Below are 18,340 nucleotides of genomic sequence, written 5' to 3' on the forward strand. Positions count from 1 at the left end.
TTATCCCTTTCATTTTTTAATTTTATGTGTGTTTTCCTCTAATCTGAATCGGACAATATTACGAATAAGATCAACCGGTAAATCCTGATCAAGAGGAAACTGTATCGCTCCTTTTGAATATTTAAAGGATTTTAGTTCAGGCTCAGCAAATTTTATGCCAGATGCAGTAGGATAGAAGCCAATATGATTTTTATTGACTGCAAAGTAAACCAGTATACCATTTTGTGCAAATGCAGGCATTTGATAACTGATTTTTTCTGTTGCGTTGGGAGCTACATCTTTAATGATTTCTCTGAGTTGCTGTAATTTTTCCTGAATGCCTTCAGGGGCATTTATAATGTACTCGTTTACGGTTTGGGGAATATTAACTGTTTTCATAACCTGGTATATTCAGTGTGTTAATGGTCTTAATCAATACTTAATCAGAAATGTAAATTAAATAATCTTATAACATTATGCCAGCCTTTTTTGTTATTTTAGAGTGGGAATGATATATAAGATTTTTAAAACTGAGGCTTGAAAGAAGAATTTTTATTTATATATGGAACACTTATTGCCAGTGTCAATAAAGAAATGAATGCATTGGTATTAAAATACGGTACGCTCCTTGGTGAAGCTTACATGACGGGCAGACTTTACGAAATTGATGGTTATCCCGGTTTCGTGCCAACAGACAATCAGGATGAGAAAGTTTATGGTGAGGTGTATTTGCTGAAAGAGGCTATTCAATTATTTTATCAATTGGACAAATATGAAGAATGTTCTCCTGAATTCCCTGAACCCTGGGAATATAATAGATTAAAACTTCCGGTTGTACTTAATAACGGAACAGTTATACATGGTTGTTGGGTTTATGCATATAACTACGATCCTATGGATTTGGAATATATCCATTCCGGAAACTATAAGACATATTTATCACGTAAATAGTTCTTTACCAGCCAAAAGCATGTTCATCCATCCATTTGTTCTGAGCTTTCATTACCTGCTCAATAATATCACGGGCACAGCCTTCGCCACCTTTCTTATCTGAAATATACAGTGAGATTGCTTTTATTTCAGGCGCCGCATCGGAAGGACAAACCGGAAAGCCACAAGCCTGCATCACCGGATAATCAGGAATGTCATCTCCCATGTACATCACATCTTTGGCATCCAGCTGATGTTTTTTCAGAAAGTGATTCAGATCGTGAATCTTTTCAGCCGATTTCATATACACATCTTTAACTCCGAGTCTTTTGTAACGCATCCTTACACTTCGCGTATTTCCTCCAGTTATAATAGCAATAGGGTATCCTTTTTTTACAGCCAGTTGCATGGCATATCCGTCCTTGATGTTAACTGTCCGCATAGGTTCCCCGTTGGGATGCAATACAATCTGACCACCGGATAATACGCCATCCACATCAAAAACAAATGCTTTAATATCCGGTAAAAGTTCTTTAAAATTCTTTTTTGCCATTACTTCTTATTTTGAAGGTTCTGAATACTTTCACTCATAATTCTGTAAATCTCCTGATAAACCGGGACTTCATTCAGTTTTGTCATTTGCTGGTCCATAATATTCCGGTCGAATCGTACGGCAGGACCGGTTTGAGCGTCAGCAGGACGGATTGACATAACTTTTTCTGCAGTTTCCATAATCAGAGGTTGCAGAAGATCGAACGAAAGATCATTATTTTTAAGCAGGTCTGCAGCTATGGCATACATATGATTTGTGAAATTACAGGCAAATACAGCCGATATATGTAACATAGCCCGTTGATCAGAGCTTGCTTTTAAAACTTTTTCTGAAAGTTTTTCCGCCAGAGTTATTAATTCATTTTCAAGATCCGGAGTGTTGGCCTCAACCAGAACCGGTACGACTTTAAAATTAACTTTTCTGGTTTTTGTGAATGTCTGAAAAGGATATAGTACGCCATACTTATCCGTGTATGGTATAAAAATATCCGATCTTACACTCCCTGCAGTATGAACCAGGAACTTATTTTTCAGGATGGTAAATGAGGCAATTGTGGCTATGGAATCATCCTTTGCTGCAATCAGATACAAGTCTGCCTGCTGATTAAGTTGTTCCGGATCAGAAGTGTAGTCGGTATTCAATCGGTTCGCCAGTATCATGGCATTTTTCTCTGTTCTGCTGTAAACCTGAATAATATTATAACCTATGTTTTGCAGATGCAAACCCAGGTGAGTGGCAACATTTCCACTTCCCAATAAAACAATATTTACAATTTCCCGTTTCATTTTAAGAACCGCAAATTTAAAAAGATTTATTGATTAATGCTGTGGTAAGCTTTGGATATAAGAACGACTTTAGATATTGATATTTCGTATTGTGTAAGCACAAACATTTTTATAACTTGCGGCTTATTCAAAACGCCTTTGTTTAAGGTATGAATCGATACATTCGCTACCTGATACTTTATATAATCTGTAATCTGTTTATTACATTAAACGGATATGGTAATGAAATGACTAAATATTACCGGTATTATAATTTGCAGCAGGACACATCACTGGTATTAAAACCGGATACCTTTCTGTTAAGTGATTCAGTAAAGGTTATTCTGAGTCAGATAGACAGCCTTATGGAGGATTCTGCAGCTCAACGGGTCATTCAAAATGCTAAACCATATATTCCGGGTAAAGATGGTTATATTGTTCCGGATTTGCCTCATTTCGTGGAGTATCCTGATATGTATAATTTCAATTATATTCATAGTAATCTTACGTACGATGAACAGCTGAAATTAATATATAAGTCGTGGAAAAAATTTGATGAACACATACATTTTAATATATATCGCTACAAACCTGTCATTCCGGGTCTTATATTAAATTATTACGGACTGGATTATGTTACCTATCATAATCTTGAATATCCTGATCTGTGGAAGAAAAAACAGTTGATGCTTGATGTGGATACCTTTCCATATAAGCTTGATTTCGTGATGATTGATACAACAGTACAGGTTGAAAATAAAATATGGAACGAGACGAGAACTTTCATAAGTTATGATAATCCTTCAGACATAGATCTTCATTGGAATCAGCTGCCTGATCCACCAAATATATCGGATACGGTGTACATGCCTTTTATCCGTAACGTGGAACTGGACTATAAGAACTTTTCAGGTGAGGAAAGGGATTATGTTAGAAAGATTACTGGTTTTGACCAGATAAAGAATCCGTGGAACGTTAAAGGATATGGGGCCTTACAGGCCAATGAAACGTTTACCAAATATTGGGCAAAAGGGGATGAGAGTTCAGTGTCACTCCTTGGTATTGGCAGGTTTGAAGCGGATTATAATAAAAAGAATGTAAAATGGGAGAATGAATTTGAGTTAAAACTTGGATCCATTAAACAGTTCGACAAGGATGAACTGTTCAGGAAAACTGATGACCGGTTAAAACTAAGCTCTAAACTTGGTTACAAAGCATTTAAGAGCTGGTATTATACGCTCGATTTTGATTTTCAAACCCAGCTGCTTTACGGATACGATTACAATGGCTCTGAAAGGTCTGATCCGATATCGGGTTTCCTTTCTCCGGCTAAAACATATCTTTCAATTGGTTTGGATTATAAGTATAAAAAGAATTTACTTTCTGTTTTGATATCGCCACTTACCATGAAAAATACACTGGTTAGTGATACGGCAAAAATTAATGAACAGAAATTCGGGGTTGAAGCCGGAAAACGTTCAAAGACTGAGGCAGGTGCCTACATAAAAGCCAACCTAAAATGGAATATCAACAGCGAAATGCATGTGAATTCAAACCTTTATCTCTTCTCTAATTATGTCAAAAATCCGCAAAATATTGATGTCGACTGGGAAGGTGAATATGAATATAAGTTTAGCCATGTTTTTTCTCTGAGATTCTACGTAAATTTAAAGTACGATGATGAAGAAAAAATTTACATTGGAGATGATAGTGCAGGTAACAAGATATACTCCAAAAGGATACAGATTAAGCAGTTGACGAGTGTGGGCTTTTCATACAGATTTTAATGCGGATATTATTTGATATAGGACATCCTTCTTTTGTGCATCTGTTTGTGAAACCTGCTCAGCAGGCTATTTCACTGGGACACGATGTTTTGTTTTCATACAGGAATAAAGACCGGTGTGATGAATTGCTGGCTGCGTTTAATCTTCATTCTGTAGAAACAGGAAAACACTATACATCAAAGACGGGGAAATTAAGAGGCCTTTTCATAAATTCGTGGCATTTGTTCCGTGTGATCAGGAAGTTTAAACCTGATATTATCTTAAGTGGAGCATCTCCGTATGCATCATTGGCATGCGGCATAACCGGTAAGAAACACTTTGTTTTTGATGATACGGAAAACAGAGAGCAGGTTATGTTTTACAGGCTGGGGTCAACCTTAATATTTACGCCTGAACCATTTCTACTGCATCTTGGCAATAAACATGTTAAATATCCGGGTTTACACGAACTTTCGTATCTGCCTGGAAATATTATAAAGCGAGCCAAACCGAAAGACAAACCAACTGTGTTCTTTAGGTTTGTTTCGTGGAATGCCACGCACGATTTTTTCAGAAATGGTTTGTCCGTAAACCAAAAGATCAGACTTGTGGAACATTTTAAAAATAATGCAGATATCATAATCTCATCCGAACAGACCTTGCCATCTGAGCTTGAAAAGTATAGATATAAAGGGCCAGTAGAAAGGATTCATGAGACATTGCAAACAGTAGATTTATTTATTGGTGAAAGTGCAACTATGGCAAGCGAAGCAGCCTGTTTAAATGTTCCTGCAATATATTGTGATCCGGTAGGACGAAGTTATACAGACAGATTGGAAACGGATTATCAACTTGTTTATAACTTCAGGTGCGGTGAATCAGCCCTTGGCAATGTTATAAAAAAGGCTGATGAACTGCTGAAGACTAAAAATGAGCAGAATAATTACAAAAATTTCTCAAGGGATTATATTAATTTAAGCGCCTTTATTTACTGGCTTATTGAAAATTCAAATCTGGAAAATTTAAAAGAGGTACTTTTAAAAAAAGAATTCTTTAAACAATTTAAAGGCATTGGTTAAACAATACGAAAATATTATTCCTGATGACGCAGAGAAAGAGATTCTGTCTTTTTTGCAAAGCGAATCGCCGGAATCTGTGTTCCATTTCCCGCTGATCTTCAATTTATATTCTTTGACCAAAGGATACAATCCCGTGTATTTTGTACATTATACCGATGACAGAATTGACGGATTGATGCTGGTTGTCATTATCAGATCATATTTTTTATGGCAGTTTGGAAGGCGGGCAGTGGTAATGCAAAGTCCTGTCATAAAATCGGGGAGAGAAGAGGTATTACGGGATTTACTGGTTGAATTCAAATCTGCATATGGCGATAAAGTATTTTATACTGAATTCAGAAATTGTAAAAAGGATGAAAATCTGGATAGAACATTGTCAGAATTCAATTTTGTGCCTCAGGAAAGAATTAATCTATATATAGATTTTGGTTCTTTCGATACATTTCAAAACCTGAGTGAGTCGAAGCAGCGACAGATAAATAAGGGGCTGGACGCAGGTGTAACAGTAGAACCTTTTGCAGATATTTATGAATTAAACACCTTTTATGGTATCCTCAGGGAATTGTATAAGCATAAGGTGAGAAAGCCATTACCGGATAAAAGTTTCTTTGTTTCTGCTTATCGGCTTGGCAGACATAATGATTGCATTCAGACTCTGGCAATTAAATACGACAGAATGGTGATTGGTGGAATTCTTTTGGCCGGAAACCCCGGTAAAACATATTATGAATGGTATATTGGGGGATTACATCAAACGTATAAACATTTGTTTCCGAGTGTTATGGCAACGTGGGGTGGAATTCAGAAAGCCGGGGAATTGAAGGCTGAGAGGTTTGATTTTATGGGAGGCGGAATACCAGATGTTCCTTACGGAGTTAGGGACTTCAAAGCGCGGTTTGGTAGCGAAGAGGAGATTAACTACCGCTGGAAATGGACAAAATATCCGGTTGCTCTAAAGCTCGCGAGGCGAATATTTAAGATTTTAAAGTTTTGAGTCTAACATATAAGAAATGAATAATACTATTTTGAATCACAGATCCATCAGGAAATACAGCGAAAAACAGATAAGTGAAAAATTGCTCGATACCATTTTAGAAGCTGGTTGCAGGGCATCTACAACAGGTAATATGCAGGTTTACAGCATTGTTGTAACAAAATCCCAGGAGGTAAAAGAGAAACTGTCTCCCTGTCACTTTAATCAGCCAATGGTAAAAAATGCGCCGGTAGTCCTGACTTTTTGCGCAGATTTTAACCGCTTCAATAAATGGTGCAAAATAAGTAATGCTGAACCGGGATATGATAATTTTCTGTCGTTTATGACAGCGGCAATTGATGCATTACTTGTGGCTCAGAATATTTGCGTGGCTGCAGAAGACAAAGGGTTGGGCATTTGTTACCTGGGAACAACAACTTATACCGCTCAGCAGATTATTGATGTGTTGAATTTGCCAAAAGGAGTTGTTCCTGTAACAACAGTTACTATTGGATGGCCCGATGAAAATCCTGAACAAACTGATCGTCTGCCATTGGAAGCAGTTGTGCATGAAGAAATTTATCATGACTATACTGAAGAACAAATTCACGGGTTTTATGCGTTCAAAGAATCGCTTTCTGAGAACAAAAGATTTGTGGATGAGAATAAAAAAGAAACACTCGCGCAGGTATTCACGGACGTGCGTTATAAAAAAGCTGATAATGAGCTATTTTCTGGTTTATTACTCGATGTGCTTAAGAAACAAGGGTTTATGTAAACCATTTCTGATGAAAAAATTATCCTTAACTTAAAGTTTTATCCATTATTGTTTCCGAAGTAAAAATTTAATGTAAATAATTTGTAAATTAAAAGAGTTTGTTTATCTTTGTGATAACATTATGTTATAATATTGTTAAAATCATTAGAGATGAAGAACTTAATTTACTTTCTGTTATTAATTTTTGGAGGTGTGCTGGTAGCATCCTGTGAAAAGCAGGAGGACCCGGTTGTCTCTTTTGGTGAATATTCTGATATTGTGGTAAATGGAGAAGGTGAATTTTCTTCAAGTATTAATTATCAGGGAGTTGAGGTTCCTTTTACACAGTATTATGACGATACACAGGTGCAGTTGAAAAGTGTAAAAGTTTCAATTGAAAACTTTTTACTGGAATCAACAGTGAATTCTCCGGTTATTAACGGTGAAATGTTAAGTGCAAGTTATGTTAAGGTGTTTAAGGTTAACTCTGAAGTGAAAGCTTATGTTACCTATAACCTTAGCGGATCTGCGCACGGTGGTGCATTAGTAGTACTGGATCTGACTGATTCAGAAAATCCATCAATTGTGAATGAAATTTTGTTTAATGATATTGATATCAACGTATGTGAAGTTTATCATGCAGGTAAACTTATGTGGTTAGGTGGATCTTCATTTAAAAAGGGCGCAGTTATCATACCCGTTGAACTTGATAATAAAGGTAATGTAGTAGCAGATTCAGGAAGTGAACTTACGCTGGATATTATTACCTTAAAAAATGTGGCATCCGTAAATGGTATTAAGGAAGCTGGTGACTGGTTAATGGTAACAGCAGGGAATTCCGGTGGTGGAACATTTGCTCTTAATTTTAAGAAAGGCTACCGTGATGATGGTACAGATTATTTCTCGAATGCTAAATTTTCAGCTACCAACGGTTATACCATGGGAAAATTCCACGTATCTCTTGAAGGCGGTAAAGAAGCAAAACTTCATGTGTATAGAATTGGTGTCAATGATACTGAGAATGAAACAGTAGTTTCTTTGGGGGCATTATACCATAATGTAGATAACGAGGCTGACATGTATTCAGGAAAAGCAACCTGTTTTATGGAAAATGATTCCCGCTATTGTTATGTATCAATGGGAGCCAGCGGATTTGTGGCTGTTGATATATTTGAACAAATGGTAGTGTTGCAGTCTTCTCCTAAATTGCTGAAACATGGTAATACCAACGGCATTAGTGTGGATGATCAATACATTTACCTGGCAAACGGTGCTGACGGACTGGTTGTATGTAAAAAGCCGACGATAACCTATGGTGAGGATCCTGTTATTGTTGAACCGCTTTACGTATGGGATGAAGATATTGAAGATGCATCTGCAAACTATGTTACAGTTCAGGATGAATACATTTTTGTGGCCAAAGGAACACAGGGCGGATTAAAAATTATAAAAAGATTATTCGAGTAATATAAAAATATAGCTTAATGCGATTATTAAGCTCAGTAGGTCAACAAACAGAGAAAAAGGCTACACAGCGGTGTAGCCTTTTTTATTTTATACAGTTTATGCTTTTGAACTTCATTAATTGTGGCTACTTTTGAAAGGATAGTAATTTAACTGTTCACATACATGAATCAGTTTTTCTACGTTATTATTTGAAACAACCCCACATGAAATATCTCGTAGTTAGTAGTTTTTTAGCCTTTATTGTTATCTCAGGTTTTGCCCAGTCACGCGATTCGCTGAACCTGTATATGATAAAAGGCGAATACAAAAGTGTTATTGAACTTCTGGATCAGGAACCGGATCTGAATCAAACAGAAATTTCTTACCTGGCCTATGCTCTTGACAAGACAGGTGCAACGCAGAAAGCAGCCGGTAAACTGACAGAATATATTACCGATAATGGTTTTAATGCTAAGCTGGGCTTACAACTGGCAGATATATGCTATGATGCAGGTTATCTGGATCAGTCACAGAAGTATTATGAAATGGTTATTCAGTCAGATTCATCTATTAAAAGAACATATTTACCACTTGCAAGTTTGTATCTTACATTCGATAAGAATTACAGTGCAATTAAGCTTTTAAGGTTTGCACACCGGCTGGATACTTTAAATGTGCAGTATATGATGCGGTTATCAGATGCTTATATGGCCTCGAAACGTTTAAGGAATGCAGACGAGATACTGCGAAAAGCCTATGCTGCTGATCCTGAAAATTTAAAAGTGCAACGTGGTCTGGTTAAGATTAACTATAATCTGGAAAATCTGGCTTTTGTACAGGAGATATGTAAAAAAGGAATGGATAAATATCCTGATGATTATTTCTTCTATTACTTTGATGGAATGACGTTTTACAAAGGTGGCGATTTTAAGAGTTCGGTGTATTTTCTTGAAAAAGCTCATAAAAGGAATACTTCTGATGATAACATTAAAAAGTATCTTGGAATAGCATATTTTAAAACAGAGCAGTATGATAAATCAATTGGTCTGCTAAAGCGGTATTTCAGTGATAATGAGAATGCACCCGATGTGGCTTTTTTTCTGGGTTGCGCATTGAGTTATACCGGTGATAATGTTTTGGCCTTACCGTATCTGCAAAAGGCTATGGATTTGCTGACACCAGATGATAAGGTAATTGCAGAGCTTTATCTGCAAATGGGCATAAGTAACCGGGCGTTGAAATTATATGATTTGGCAGAACAGAAATTTGATAAAGCGTTGGAAGCCGATTCAACGCAGGCTGTGCTTGCATTGTTTTATCTTGGATCAATGTACGACTTTGATTTGGACAATAAAAAGCAGGCAAAGCTGTATTATCAACAGTTTATTGATTTCCTGGATCGAAGTGGTAAGAAAGTATCCGAGAATAACGCAACGTATCAAGGTGCAGCTGAACGTCGTATAACGGCAATAACTGAGGAGTTGTTTTTTAAGGAAGGCATTGAGAATGAATGAATACTGGCTATACGGAATAATTATATTACTCGTAGTACTTTCGTTTTATTTGTTCAGGCTTGTGTTCAATCAGTATCGGTTGAACCGGAGGCAGAAAAAGCGGATGAAACTCGGGAAGAAGCTTGAAGCTAAGGCTCAGAAAGTTCTTTCACGTAAAGGGTTTAAAAATATTCGGTATCAGAAACAATATAATTATAAACTGATTGAGGATGGTAGTCAAAAAGTAATTAAGATCATTCCAGATTTTACGGCAACCAGGCATGGAAAATTTTGTGTGATTGAAGTTAAGACAGGTCAGTCGGCACCATCGGTTTATAATGAATCAACTCGCCGGCAATTGCTGGAATACAATTTTGTACTGAAGCCGGATCGTCTGTATTTGCTGGATATGGGTAGACAGCAACTTAAAGAAATACGGTTTTAGATGATAAAAGATACATTCAGAACGATCGCAACACATTCCGAAGGATTGTATAAAGAAAAAGGTAGCAAATTTATTGCTCACGCTCATCCTGTTGATTCCGAGGATGAAATAAAGGAATTAATTGAACAGTACAGGAAAACATTTTATGATGCACGTCATGTATGTTATGCCTATAGGTTAGGTCCCCAAGGCGAACAGTATCGTCAGAATGATGACGGTGAACCATCGGGAACAGCAGGTAAACCAATTTATGGTCAGCTTCTGTCGTTTGATTTAACTAATGTTTTGGTTGTTGTAATTCGTTATTTCGGCGGTATTAAGCTTGGAATTAGTGGTTTGATAAATGCCTACAAGTCATCAGCACAGGATGCATTAACTCAGGCTGAAATAGAAGAGTGTATCGTTACGGCTCCTTACCGGTTAATGTTTGAATATCCTTTAATGAACGATGTTATGCGATTATTAAAAGAAGAAAATCCTGAAATAAAGAACCAGGTATTTGAACTGACCTGCACTATTGATATTGCCATTCGATTAAGCGAAGAGGAACAAGTTATCTCCAGAATGCAGCAACTTTATGGCTTAAAGATTGAAAAATTGTGAAACAGTCCTCCTTCGTCAAAAGTGAGTTGTGTCAAATATTATAAATCCGGTCACATTCTTTAAGCAATTCATCCAGATCAACCGGGACGACACCTGATTTTGTACACACCAGTCCTCCGGCTATGTTTGCCGCTTTTGCTGCCATTTCCATAGGCATTCCTGCAGCATAGCACAAAGCAATAACACTGATCACTGTATCACCGGCACCTGATACATCAGCGATGTCCCTTTTCTGGGCAGGAATGTGCAGGTTTTCTTCTCCACTGAGCAACATACCATGTTCAGAGAGCGTGATCAGCATGTTTTTAATATTGAATTTTTCCTTATAGATATGTGCCTGTTTTTCAATTTCAGTTATATCATCCTTTTCCAGGTCTTTATTGATACCGGCACAGAATTCATTGAAATTAGGTTTGAAGAGCGTAACATTTTTGTATGAAAAGAAATTTTTCCGTTTCGGATCAACAAAGACCGGAACGGATAAGGGAACAAACAGTTCGTTTATTTTTTCAATCAATTGTTCCGAAATAATACCTTTATCATAATCTTCAATAATTACTGCATCAACACTATTTTCTTTAAGGCATCGTTCAATGGATTTTTCCAGTTCGTCTTCAATAGCATCAGATAGTGGATCGGTAACTTCATCATCAAGGCGCAACAACTGTTGTCCACCACTGATAATTCTTGTTTTTATGGTAGTGGGACGGGAGGGGTCGCTAACGATATAACGGTCTGTTATCTGGTTCTTTTCGGCTAACAATGTTCTGAATTCTGAACCGTTTGTATCGTCTCCAATTACACTACAGATCAATGGAGTGGCTCCGAGATGTTTAATATTTCTAGCTACATTGGCAGCACCACCCAGTCGGTGTTCCCTCCTGGAACGACTTAATATTGGAACGGGTGCTTCAGGTGAAATGCGTTTGACGCTTCCCCATAAGTAGGAATCCACCATTACATCGCCAATAATAAGAATATGTTTTGTTTTGAAAGATTCAGTATAATTTGAAATGAACATACTTATAAACGCTTATTTAAAGTCCTTAACAAAGAAGTAAGTAATAACGGGTAGATAAAGTAAGTAAACAATCAAGAAAGAAAAGATATAGGTATTCATGTTGTTTTCTTTCAAAAAATAGAACAACAGAATTACAATCAGGGCAACAAACATTTTCGCGGTTATACTTCCTAAAACAATGAGCAGCTTATATGACTTGTTATGATCAATAAGAAATTTAGAAACAGCATAATCCAGTACGCACATAGCATAAATAATAATATGAATGATCACCAGCTCTTTCAGTATGGAAAGATGCGGAACAATTGCATTGACTACATTATGTAATACAAATAAGGCTAACGCGTACAGACCCATGAATTTGTAGGCTCTGCGAATTTTGTGGGGACTCATTTCTATTTTTTCTTATCTGTTAAATCTTTGGTGGATGGGCCTGGAACTACCGGTTTTCCCATGTCGCAGGTGCCGGTAAAGACCGCATTCGGTTCTATAGCCAGACGGGACGTTTTAATGTCACCGTTTATTTTGGCAGTAGCTTTAATGGACAGCAGCTCATTAACTAACAGCTTTCCTTCTATGGCACCCATAACTTCTGCTGTTTTGCAGGTTATTTCGCCTTTTAGTGAACCTTCCGGACCTACAACCAATTTACCTTTGCAGTTGATTGTTCCCTCTACAATTCCATCGATTCTTAAATCGCCTTCTGCTGATAATTCACCCTTGATTTTGGTTCCGGTTGTGATCAGATTGTGTTTTGTTTCCTCAATTGAGTTTGTTTTTGCCATTGTTCTAATTTTTGAAAGTACAGCTACTTTTAATATTTATCGTATTCTGTCTAACGACCTCACCAGTGCTTCATCTTTACCGATGCTCCTCACTGCTAAATAAAGCAATATAGCATTAATTAACGGAATAACAGCACCAATTTTAAATGAATTGAATTCTAAAGATAAATCTTTTTTGAATGTAAAATAGTAATATGCAATCAAAGCATATGATCCTAAATATAAGACAAGACTGAATATTGAAATACGAATTTGTATAACTCTTTTTTTATAAAAAAATATTGCTGTAGCAACCAATATGAAGCTCAGATGAAATAGCGTTGCTAAAGGCATGGCCTCTTTTATGGTTATTCCTGTTTCGTTATAGAGTCTGTAAGGGCTCAAGAAAATAAGCCCTGTGTTGGTAAAACTCAGAATATTTGTAGCTAAAATTACTCCGGTTAGTACTACTACTAAAAACAGATAAAGTGTTTGTATGCGTTGTATCATAGTTTACATGTTATAAGTTAAAGCAAAGTTAAAAAAAATCGTGTCATTGCAGGGTTTCAGATAAAAGTTTAACGTGCGATATGTAATTTAATTTTCAAATCTTACTTTTGTTGATCCAAAATAATAAAAAGGATGAAAGACAAGGTTGTTATCATAACAGGAGCATCTTCAGGAATTGGTCTTGCACTGGCTCGTCAGTATGCCATCAAAGGATCGCATTTGGTACTGGCAGCACGCTCGCTTGATAAACTTAATGAATTGAGTATTGAGCTTGAAAAGTCTGGTATTCAGGTGCTTGCGGTAAAAACGGACGTAAGCATTGAAAGTGATTGTAAAAATCTTGTGGAAAAGGCCGTTTCAAAATTTGGGAGAGTAGATGTTTTGATAAATAATGCAGGTATTTCCATGCGTGCTAATTTCATGGATGTGGAACTTTCTGTACTGAAACGCTTAATGGATGTAAACTTTTGGGGAACCGTGTATTGTACCAAATATGCGTTACCTTATCTTTTAAAAAGCAAAGGTTCACTGGTGGGAGTTTCATCCATAGCCGGTTATGTCGGTTTGCCCGGGCGGACCGGTTATTCCGCTTCAAAATTTGCCATGCATGGTTTTTTAAATACGGTAAGAACCGAGAATCTTAAAAAGGGATTGCACGTATTAATTGCTGCACCGGGCTTTACGGCTTCAAATGTCAGGTTTTCTGCCTTGACAGCTGATGGATCTTCACAGGGTGAAACGCCCAGAAAAGAAGATAAAATGATGAGTGCGGAAGAAGTAGCACAGCACATTTACAAGGCTGTGATAAAGCGCAAACGCACGCTAATTCTTACCTTTGTTGAAGGTAAATTAACCGTCTTTCTGAGTAAATTTATGCCCGGACTACTTATAAAGCTGACTTACAATCACATGGCAAAAGAGCCTGATGCTCCATTATAGAGCTGAATCAGGGATTGCTTCTGTGATGAAATGTATAAACCAGTCCGACATTAAAAATAAAAGGATTATAGTCCAAAACGGAATTGTCATTAACGTTAAAGGATAACCCCGCCTGCAACTGAAATTTCAAATGTTCAATGCCAAAGCGGCCGACAAAAGTTGGTTCAACATAAACTCCTGTTCCAAACTCCCTGAATGAGATAAAGGATGCTCTGGTTGCCAGGCCTGCTTCAATATAATCGCTGACCACAAAAACATTCGGCTGGATATAAAATCTAGAGAAGGCTCCTTCGTTATGTTCTCCAAAAGTTCCCTGTGTGGTTGTGGTGGAATAACCGGCACCACCGCCACCAAGAAGTTCCAGGTGCAATGCATTATTAATGGTCTGATAAACACCCATGCCTCCTTCAAACTGCAGATGTTCATGATCATTCCCGTTGGCAACAGAGAAATCACCTGTTAAGTCAATATGCTTAATGGGAGAATAGGCCAGCTGCATATCGAAAGTTGACGTACCAAGGGAAGCTGAAACTGTTGCTTCACCCTGATCCTGCAGCAATGGTGTTTGTAACTGGTTTGGAAAATAAACGGGAGCACAGGCCGCAAATAATATACTCATTGAAACTAAGAACAGTGACTTTTTCATTTTCGTATTGTTTTGGTTGCTTAATCAAATTTATGACCTCAAACGTGAAAAAACAATTCATTTGGAAAAAATGTTAGTAATCAGGTAGTATGACTTTTTATGAATATACTGATTTGCAGTAGTTTTATGGTATGATTTGTACGTGTAACAGGGTGAGTGGTGCTGATGTAAAAAGAGCACTTAAGAAGCATCCGGATGCCTCAGTTGAAGATATCAGGTTGATGACGGGTGCATCTGTAAGTTGTGGAAAGTGTTACAGGAGCCTGGTTCAGTTTATAGAAATGAACCGGACTGTAAAATATGTACAGAATAATCTGTTTAAAAACGAGAATTTTGGCTAAACGCGAACAAAAATTAAAAAACCGGGGAGGTGCAGGACTTCATAAGAAAACCGGGGAGGAATTTCTGGAAAAGAACAGGAAAAAAGAAGATGTGATTGAAACAGATTCAGGTTTACAATACCAGGTAATTGAGGAAGGAAACGGCAATATCCCGGATGAATACAGTAAATTAGTTATTCATCAGCGAGCTCTGTTATTAAATGGAACAATTCTGGAAGACACCTATCGAAAAAATCAACCGGATGAAGTAAAATACGAAGAATTAATTGACGGACTTAAGGAAGGTGTACTTTTAATGAAAGAAGGAAGTCGCTTTAAGTTTTGGGTTCCCCCGGAATTAGGTTGGGGAAGAAAAGGCACATCGGGTAAAATTCCTCCTTTTGCAGTCATTTCATTTGATATCCGCTTAATATCTACCTCATGAAAGTAGTGTTATCCGAATAACTGTTTGTGAGTTAAAGAATAATAATATCTTTGTAAACGCTTCATGATTTAACGTGGCATTATATTCTTTAAATGGGAAACACAGTTTTTTGGATCATTATTTTCATTCTTATTTTCGATTACTTTTTCGAGCTATATCTTGATTGGCTTAATACAAGACAGTTAAGTAATACTCTGCCGGATGAGTTAAAAGGTATATACAGTGATGAAGAATACAAAAAATCTCAGGATTATTACAAGGTAAAACAGCGATTTTCACAGATAACAGGTACATTCAGCACCGTATTAATTATGCTGATGCTATTTATGGGAGGCTTCGGATGGCTGGATACTTTAGTGCGTTCAGTAACGGATAGTGCAGTATTGATAGCTTTACTTTTCTTTGGAATTATCGGATTGGCATCTGATCTGTTGACCATGCCATTTTCTATTTATTCTACTTTTGTTATTGAAGAAAAATTTGGGTTCAATAAAACCACTCCCAAAACATTTGTACTGGACACGTTGAAGGGTTGGTTAATCACTGCTATCGTAGGTGGGGGCATTTTAAGTCTTATTGTTTGGGTTTACACACTGACCCAAAACTATTTCTGGCTGATAGCCTGGGCTATAATTGTGATTTTTTCCCTGTTTACCGCTATGTTTTATACATCCCTTATTCTACCGTTATTCAATAAGCAAAAGCCGCTGGAAGAAGGTTCTTTACGCGATAAGCTTGAAAAATTGAGTGTTAAGACGGGGTTTAAACTTGATAATATTTTTGTGATGGATGGGTCAAAAAGAAGTACAAAAGCCAATGCGTTTTTTTCCGGTTTAGGACCCAAAAAGAGGATCGTGTTGTACGATACTTTAATAAATGATCTGACAGAAGATGAAGTCACCGCCGTACTGGCACATGAAATTGGGCATTATAAAAAGAAACATACGCTTCAGAGCATTATTATTACGATAGTGAACAGTGGAATTATGTTATTTATACTATCACTGTTTTTGCAAAGCAACGCTTTAAGCGAAGCGCTTGGGGCAAAAGTTCCGGGCTTTCATATTAATGTGCTGGCATTTGGAATTTTATATAGTCCCGTATCCTTTATACTGGATATTTTTATGAATATGCTTTCTCGTAAAAATGAATATCAAGCGGACCGTTTTGCAAAGGAAAATTTTTCGGGTTTAGCCTTGACTGAAGGACTTAAAAAACTGTCTGTTAAATCGCTAAGTAATCTTAAACCGCATAAATTGTATGTGTTTTTTTATTACTCTCATCCAACATTACTTCAGCGCATTCATGCTTTGGCAGCATAACAACTTTAGTGGAATTTTAACAAAAAAGGTTGACATTTAATCAACCTCCGGCCTTTTTTACTTTATATCCTTCAGATTTAAGGATGTCATATATTTTGTCCCTGAAGTCTCCCTGTATTATTATTTCGCCATCTTTAACAGTACCACCAACACCACATTTGGTTTTCAATAATTTCCCTAATTCTTTCAGATCATCATCGTGTCCAATAAATCCGGTAACCAGCGTAACAGTTTTCCCTTTTCTTTTCTTGCTGTCCCGTAATACTCTTAAGTCCTGTTTATTATTCTCGGGAGTCTCTTCCAGATTTTCATCATCAGCTTCGTAATTATAATCAGGATTAGAGGAATAAACCATTCCTAATCTCTTTTTCCAGTCTTCGGACATAACAGAATATTTTTGATTTGAATTATACGATACCGGCAAATCCCATAAATGCCATGGCCAGCAAGCCGGCTGTAATTAAAGCAATGGGAGTGCCTTTCATACCTTTAGGAATCTTTACAAGGTCCATTTGTTCACGCAAACCTGCAAAAAGTATAAGCGCTAATCCAAAACCAATTGCTGTAGAAAAGGAAAACACCACACCTTCCAGCAGATTATATTCCTTTTGAATGGTCATAATGGCTACACCAAGAATTGCACAGTTTGTGGTGATTAACGGAAGAAATACACCCAAAGCCTGGTAAAGAGGAGGGCTTACTTTCTTAAGAATAATTTCAACCAATTGAACTAAAGCAGCAATTACCAGAATAAATGTAATCGTCTGTAGGAATCCGATACCAAAAGCATCAAGTATATATTTCTGGATCAGATATGTAACAATGGTTGCGATAACCATAACAAACGTTACGGCACCGGTCATACCAACGGCAGTATCTATTTTTTTAGAAACACCCAGGAATGGACAAATTCCTAAAAACTGGCTTAAAACGATGTTGTTTACAAATATTGCCGATATAAATATTAATATATATTCCATGATTCTTATTTTCTATGTTATGCAACTTTACGCATTCGGTTGATAAACGCAATTAAGTATCCAAGTGCAATAAAAGCACCAGGAGCCAGAACGAAAATCAGCATGCCATACTGATTCGGATATATGGTGACACCGAATATTTTCCCGCTTCCTAAAAATTCACGTACTGAACCCAAAATTGAAAGGGCCATCGCAAAGCCAAGTCCCATTCCCAGTCCGTCGATTACTGAGCTCATCAGACTGTTTTTTGAGGCAAAAGCTTCGGCACGCCCCAGAACAATACAGTTAACAACGATTAACGGAATAAAAATGCCCAGACTTTCGAACAATGACGGTAAATAGGCCTGCATAGAGAGTTCTACCAAAGTTACGAATGATGCTATTATGACTATAAATGCAGGTATTCGCACTTTATCGGGTATCAGATTCTTCACTAATGAAACCACCAGGTTACTCATGGTCAGCACGAAAGTGGTTGCCAGTCCCATTCCCAAACCATTAATGGCTGATGAGGTTACACCCAGGGTGGGACACATACCGAGAAGCAGCACAAAAACTGCATTTTCTCTAAAGAAACCCTTATTAAAATTTTTCCACTGATTCAT

At 37.1% G+C, this 18,340-nt stretch carries 24 protein-coding genes; 13 read left to right on the forward strand and 11 right to left on the reverse strand.

Annotated elements, in window-relative coordinates:
- Positions 1-9: 9 nt before the first annotated feature.
- Complete coding sequence (locus ACE01N_RS05275; RefSeq protein ID WP_380585537.1) at positions 10-378, reverse strand: iron chaperone; 369 nt, start codon at positions 376-378, stop codon at positions 10-12.
- Between the two features lie 138 nt (positions 379-516).
- On the opposite strand from ACE01N_RS05275, the gene ACE01N_RS05280 reads away from it, so the two are divergent.
- On the forward strand, positions 517-930 hold the full coding sequence (locus tag ACE01N_RS05280; RefSeq protein WP_380585539.1) for a gamma-glutamylcyclotransferase family protein: 414 nt from the start codon (positions 517-519) through the stop codon (positions 928-930).
- A 4-nt stretch (positions 931-934) separates the two neighbouring features.
- On the opposite strand, the gene ACE01N_RS05285 is transcribed toward ACE01N_RS05280, so the two are convergent.
- Complete coding sequence (locus ACE01N_RS05285; protein ID WP_380585541.1) at positions 935-1,462, reverse strand: KdsC family phosphatase; 528 nt, start codon at positions 1,460-1,462, stop codon at positions 935-937.
- Complete coding sequence (locus ACE01N_RS05290) at positions 1,462-2,247, reverse strand: Rossmann-like and DUF2520 domain-containing protein (protein WP_380585543.1); 786 nt, start codon at positions 2,245-2,247, stop codon at positions 1,462-1,464. The genes ACE01N_RS05285 and ACE01N_RS05290 overlap by 1 nt, the downstream gene beginning before the upstream one ends.
- Before the next feature lie 149 nt (positions 2,248-2,396).
- On the opposite strand from ACE01N_RS05290, the gene ACE01N_RS05295 reads away from it, so the two are divergent.
- The 8 genes from ACE01N_RS05295 to ACE01N_RS05330 all read left to right on the forward strand — a co-directional run bounded on the left by ACE01N_RS05295 (position 2,397) and on the right by ACE01N_RS05330 (position 10,788).
- Entirely contained in the window at positions 2,397-4,013 is a 1,617-nt protein-coding gene (locus ACE01N_RS05295) for a DUF3078 domain-containing protein (protein WP_380585545.1), read from the forward strand.
- On the forward strand, positions 4,013-5,071 hold the full coding sequence (locus ACE01N_RS05300) for a hypothetical protein (RefSeq protein ID WP_380585546.1): 1,059 nt from the start codon (positions 4,013-4,015) through the stop codon (positions 5,069-5,071). The genes ACE01N_RS05295 and ACE01N_RS05300 overlap by 1 nt, the downstream gene beginning before the upstream one ends.
- Positions 5,064-6,065 (forward strand): GNAT family N-acetyltransferase, encoded by a 1,002-nt coding sequence (locus ACE01N_RS05305; protein WP_380585547.1) that lies wholly within the window; start codon positions 5,064-5,066, stop codon positions 6,063-6,065. The genes ACE01N_RS05300 and ACE01N_RS05305 overlap by 8 nt, the downstream gene beginning before the upstream one ends.
- Positions 6,066-6,081: 16 nt before the next feature.
- Positions 6,082-6,822: an NADPH-dependent oxidoreductase gene (locus tag ACE01N_RS05310; RefSeq protein WP_380585549.1), complete on the forward strand. Its 741-nt coding sequence runs from the start codon at positions 6,082-6,084 to the stop codon at positions 6,820-6,822.
- 150 nt (positions 6,823-6,972) lie between these two features.
- The gene (locus tag ACE01N_RS05315; RefSeq protein WP_380585551.1) at positions 6,973-8,268 is read left to right on the forward strand and encodes an LVIVD repeat-containing protein; all 1,296 of its coding nucleotides are present in this window, start codon (positions 6,973-6,975) and stop codon (positions 8,266-8,268) included.
- Between the two features lie 203 nt (positions 8,269-8,471).
- On the forward strand, positions 8,472-9,761 hold the full coding sequence (locus tag ACE01N_RS05320) for a tetratricopeptide repeat protein (RefSeq protein ID WP_380585553.1): 1,290 nt from the start codon (positions 8,472-8,474) through the stop codon (positions 9,759-9,761).
- A complete protein-coding gene (locus ACE01N_RS05325) occupies positions 9,754-10,185 on the forward strand; it encodes a hypothetical protein (RefSeq protein ID WP_380585555.1) in 432 nt (143 codons plus the stop codon). Before ACE01N_RS05320 ends, ACE01N_RS05325 begins: the two co-directional genes overlap by 8 nt.
- Positions 10,186-10,788 carry an IMPACT family protein gene (locus ACE01N_RS05330; RefSeq protein ID WP_380585557.1) on the forward strand — a complete coding sequence of 201 codons (603 nt, stop codon included), beginning with the start codon at positions 10,186-10,188 and terminating at the stop codon, positions 10,786-10,788.
- Positions 10,789-10,819: 31 nt separating this feature from the next.
- On the opposite strand, the gene ACE01N_RS05335 is transcribed toward ACE01N_RS05330, so the two are convergent.
- Genes ACE01N_RS05335 through ACE01N_RS05350 form a run of 4 tightly spaced genes read right to left on the reverse strand, consistent with a single transcriptional unit; the run spans position 10,820 to position 13,083 of the window.
- Positions 10,820-11,809: a bifunctional heptose 7-phosphate kinase/heptose 1-phosphate adenyltransferase gene (locus ACE01N_RS05335; RefSeq protein WP_380585559.1), complete on the reverse strand. Its 990-nt coding sequence runs from the start codon at positions 11,807-11,809 to the stop codon at positions 10,820-10,822.
- 12 nt (positions 11,810-11,821) lie between these two features.
- Complete coding sequence (locus ACE01N_RS05340; protein WP_380585561.1) at positions 11,822-12,202, reverse strand: hypothetical protein; 381 nt, start codon at positions 12,200-12,202, stop codon at positions 11,822-11,824.
- Between the two features lie 2 nt (positions 12,203-12,204).
- Positions 12,205-12,594 (reverse strand): bactofilin family protein, encoded by a 390-nt coding sequence (locus tag ACE01N_RS05345; protein ID WP_380585563.1) that lies wholly within the window; start codon positions 12,592-12,594, stop codon positions 12,205-12,207.
- Positions 12,595-12,630: 36 nt separating this feature from the next.
- The gene (locus ACE01N_RS05350; protein WP_380585565.1) at positions 12,631-13,083 is read right to left on the reverse strand and encodes a DUF4293 domain-containing protein; all 453 of its coding nucleotides are present in this window, start codon (positions 13,081-13,083) and stop codon (positions 12,631-12,633) included.
- 132 nt (positions 13,084-13,215) lie between these two features.
- Here ACE01N_RS05350 and ACE01N_RS05355 point away from each other — a divergent pair, with 132 nt between their 5' ends.
- Positions 13,216-14,022 carry an SDR family oxidoreductase gene (locus ACE01N_RS05355; protein ID WP_380585567.1) on the forward strand — a complete coding sequence of 269 codons (807 nt, stop codon included), beginning with the start codon at positions 13,216-13,218 and terminating at the stop codon, positions 14,020-14,022.
- Between the two features lie 7 nt (positions 14,023-14,029).
- On the opposite strand, the gene ACE01N_RS05360 is transcribed toward ACE01N_RS05355, so the two are convergent.
- Positions 14,030-14,668, reverse strand: coding sequence for a hypothetical protein (locus tag ACE01N_RS05360; RefSeq protein WP_380585569.1), 639 nt, complete (start codon positions 14,666-14,668; stop codon positions 14,030-14,032).
- A gap of 131 nt (positions 14,669-14,799) precedes the next feature.
- Here ACE01N_RS05360 and ACE01N_RS05365 point away from each other — a divergent pair, with 131 nt between their 5' ends.
- The 3 genes from ACE01N_RS05365 to ACE01N_RS05375 all read left to right on the forward strand — a co-directional run bounded on the left by ACE01N_RS05365 (position 14,800) and on the right by ACE01N_RS05375 (position 16,755).
- The gene (locus ACE01N_RS05365) at positions 14,800-15,009 is read left to right on the forward strand and encodes a (2Fe-2S)-binding protein (RefSeq protein ID WP_380585571.1); all 210 of its coding nucleotides are present in this window, start codon (positions 14,800-14,802) and stop codon (positions 15,007-15,009) included.
- Positions 15,002-15,433, forward strand: a complete 432-nt coding sequence (locus tag ACE01N_RS05370; protein ID WP_380585574.1) for an FKBP-type peptidyl-prolyl cis-trans isomerase — start codon at positions 15,002-15,004, stop codon at positions 15,431-15,433. Before ACE01N_RS05365 ends, ACE01N_RS05370 begins: the two co-directional genes overlap by 8 nt.
- A gap of 92 nt (positions 15,434-15,525) precedes the next feature.
- A complete protein-coding gene (locus ACE01N_RS05375; protein WP_380585576.1) occupies positions 15,526-16,755 on the forward strand; it encodes a M48 family metallopeptidase in 1,230 nt (409 codons plus the stop codon).
- Positions 16,756-16,795: 40 nt separating this feature from the next.
- On the opposite strand, the gene ACE01N_RS05380 is transcribed toward ACE01N_RS05375, so the two are convergent.
- Genes ACE01N_RS05380 through ACE01N_RS05390 form a run of 3 tightly spaced genes read right to left on the reverse strand, consistent with a single transcriptional unit; the run spans position 16,796 to position 18,340 of the window.
- Complete coding sequence (locus ACE01N_RS05380; protein WP_380585578.1) at positions 16,796-17,140, reverse strand: translation initiation factor; 345 nt, start codon at positions 17,138-17,140, stop codon at positions 16,796-16,798.
- A 22-nt stretch (positions 17,141-17,162) separates the two neighbouring features.
- Positions 17,163-17,735, reverse strand: coding sequence for an electron transport complex subunit RsxA (rsxA, locus tag ACE01N_RS05385; protein ID WP_380585580.1), 573 nt, complete (start codon positions 17,733-17,735; stop codon positions 17,163-17,165).
- 17 nt (positions 17,736-17,752) lie between these two features.
- On the reverse strand, positions 17,753-18,340 hold the full coding sequence (locus ACE01N_RS05390) for an RnfABCDGE type electron transport complex subunit E (RefSeq protein WP_380585582.1): 588 nt from the start codon (positions 18,338-18,340) through the stop codon (positions 17,753-17,755).

The sequence above is a fragment of the Quyinboa ferrireducens genome (genome assembly GCF_042436675.1).
GTDB lineage: Bacteria > Bacteroidota > Bacteroidia > Bacteroidales > UBA5342 > JBHJHP01.

What these genes read in the sequence shown, in the direction of transcription:
- ACE01N_RS05315 (WP_380585551.1), top strand. Translation starts at nt 6,973, where the DNA reads ATGAAGAACTTAATTTACTTTCTGTTATTAATTTTTGGAGGTGTGCTG.
- ACE01N_RS05325 (WP_380585555.1), top strand. Translation starts at nt 9,754, where the DNA reads ATGAATGAATACTGGCTATACGGAATAATTATATTACTCGTAGTACTT.
- ACE01N_RS05275 (WP_380585537.1), bottom strand. Translation starts at nt 378, where the DNA reads ATGAAAACAGTTAATATTCCCCAAACCGTAAACGAGTACATTATAAAT.
- rsxA (WP_380585580.1), bottom strand. Translation starts at nt 17,735, where the DNA reads ATGGAATATATATTAATATTTATATCGGCAATATTTGTAAACAACATC.
- ACE01N_RS05340 (WP_380585561.1), bottom strand. Translation starts at nt 12,202, where the DNA reads ATGAGTCCCCACAAAATTCGCAGAGCCTACAAATTCATGGGTCTGTAC.
- ACE01N_RS05375 (WP_380585576.1), top strand. Translation starts at nt 15,526, where the DNA reads ATGGGAAACACAGTTTTTTGGATCATTATTTTCATTCTTATTTTCGAT.
- ACE01N_RS05365 (WP_380585571.1), top strand. Translation starts at nt 14,800, where the DNA reads ATGATTTGTACGTGTAACAGGGTGAGTGGTGCTGATGTAAAAAGAGCA.
- ACE01N_RS05330 (WP_380585557.1), top strand. Translation starts at nt 10,186, where the DNA reads ATGATAAAAGATACATTCAGAACGATCGCAACACATTCCGAAGGATTG.
- ACE01N_RS05360 (WP_380585569.1), bottom strand. Translation starts at nt 14,668, where the DNA reads ATGAAAAAGTCACTGTTCTTAGTTTCAATGAGTATATTATTTGCGGCC.
- ACE01N_RS05380 (WP_380585578.1), bottom strand. Translation starts at nt 17,140, where the DNA reads ATGTCCGAAGACTGGAAAAAGAGATTAGGAATGGTTTATTCCTCTAAT.
- ACE01N_RS05300 (WP_380585546.1), top strand. Translation starts at nt 4,013, where the DNA reads ATGCGGATATTATTTGATATAGGACATCCTTCTTTTGTGCATCTGTTT.
- ACE01N_RS05335 (WP_380585559.1), bottom strand. Translation starts at nt 11,809, where the DNA reads ATGTTCATTTCAAATTATACTGAATCTTTCAAAACAAAACATATTCTT.
- ACE01N_RS05350 (WP_380585565.1), bottom strand. Translation starts at nt 13,083, where the DNA reads ATGATACAACGCATACAAACACTTTATCTGTTTTTAGTAGTAGTACTA.
- ACE01N_RS05285 (WP_380585541.1), bottom strand. Translation starts at nt 1,462, where the DNA reads ATGGCAAAAAAGAATTTTAAAGAACTTTTACCGGATATTAAAGCATTT.
- ACE01N_RS05295 (WP_380585545.1), top strand. Translation starts at nt 2,397, where the DNA reads ATGAATCGATACATTCGCTACCTGATACTTTATATAATCTGTAATCTG.
- ACE01N_RS05390 (WP_380585582.1), bottom strand. Translation starts at nt 18,340, where the DNA reads ATGAATCAGTGGAAAAATTTTAATAAGGGTTTCTTTAGAGAAAATGCA.
- ACE01N_RS05290 (WP_380585543.1), bottom strand. Translation starts at nt 2,247, where the DNA reads ATGAAACGGGAAATTGTAAATATTGTTTTATTGGGAAGTGGAAATGTT.
- ACE01N_RS05320 (WP_380585553.1), top strand. Translation starts at nt 8,472, where the DNA reads ATGAAATATCTCGTAGTTAGTAGTTTTTTAGCCTTTATTGTTATCTCA.
- ACE01N_RS05310 (WP_380585549.1), top strand. Translation starts at nt 6,082, where the DNA reads ATGAATAATACTATTTTGAATCACAGATCCATCAGGAAATACAGCGAA.
- ACE01N_RS05345 (WP_380585563.1), bottom strand. Translation starts at nt 12,594, where the DNA reads ATGGCAAAAACAAACTCAATTGAGGAAACAAAACACAATCTGATCACA.
- ACE01N_RS05355 (WP_380585567.1), top strand. Translation starts at nt 13,216, where the DNA reads ATGAAAGACAAGGTTGTTATCATAACAGGAGCATCTTCAGGAATTGGT.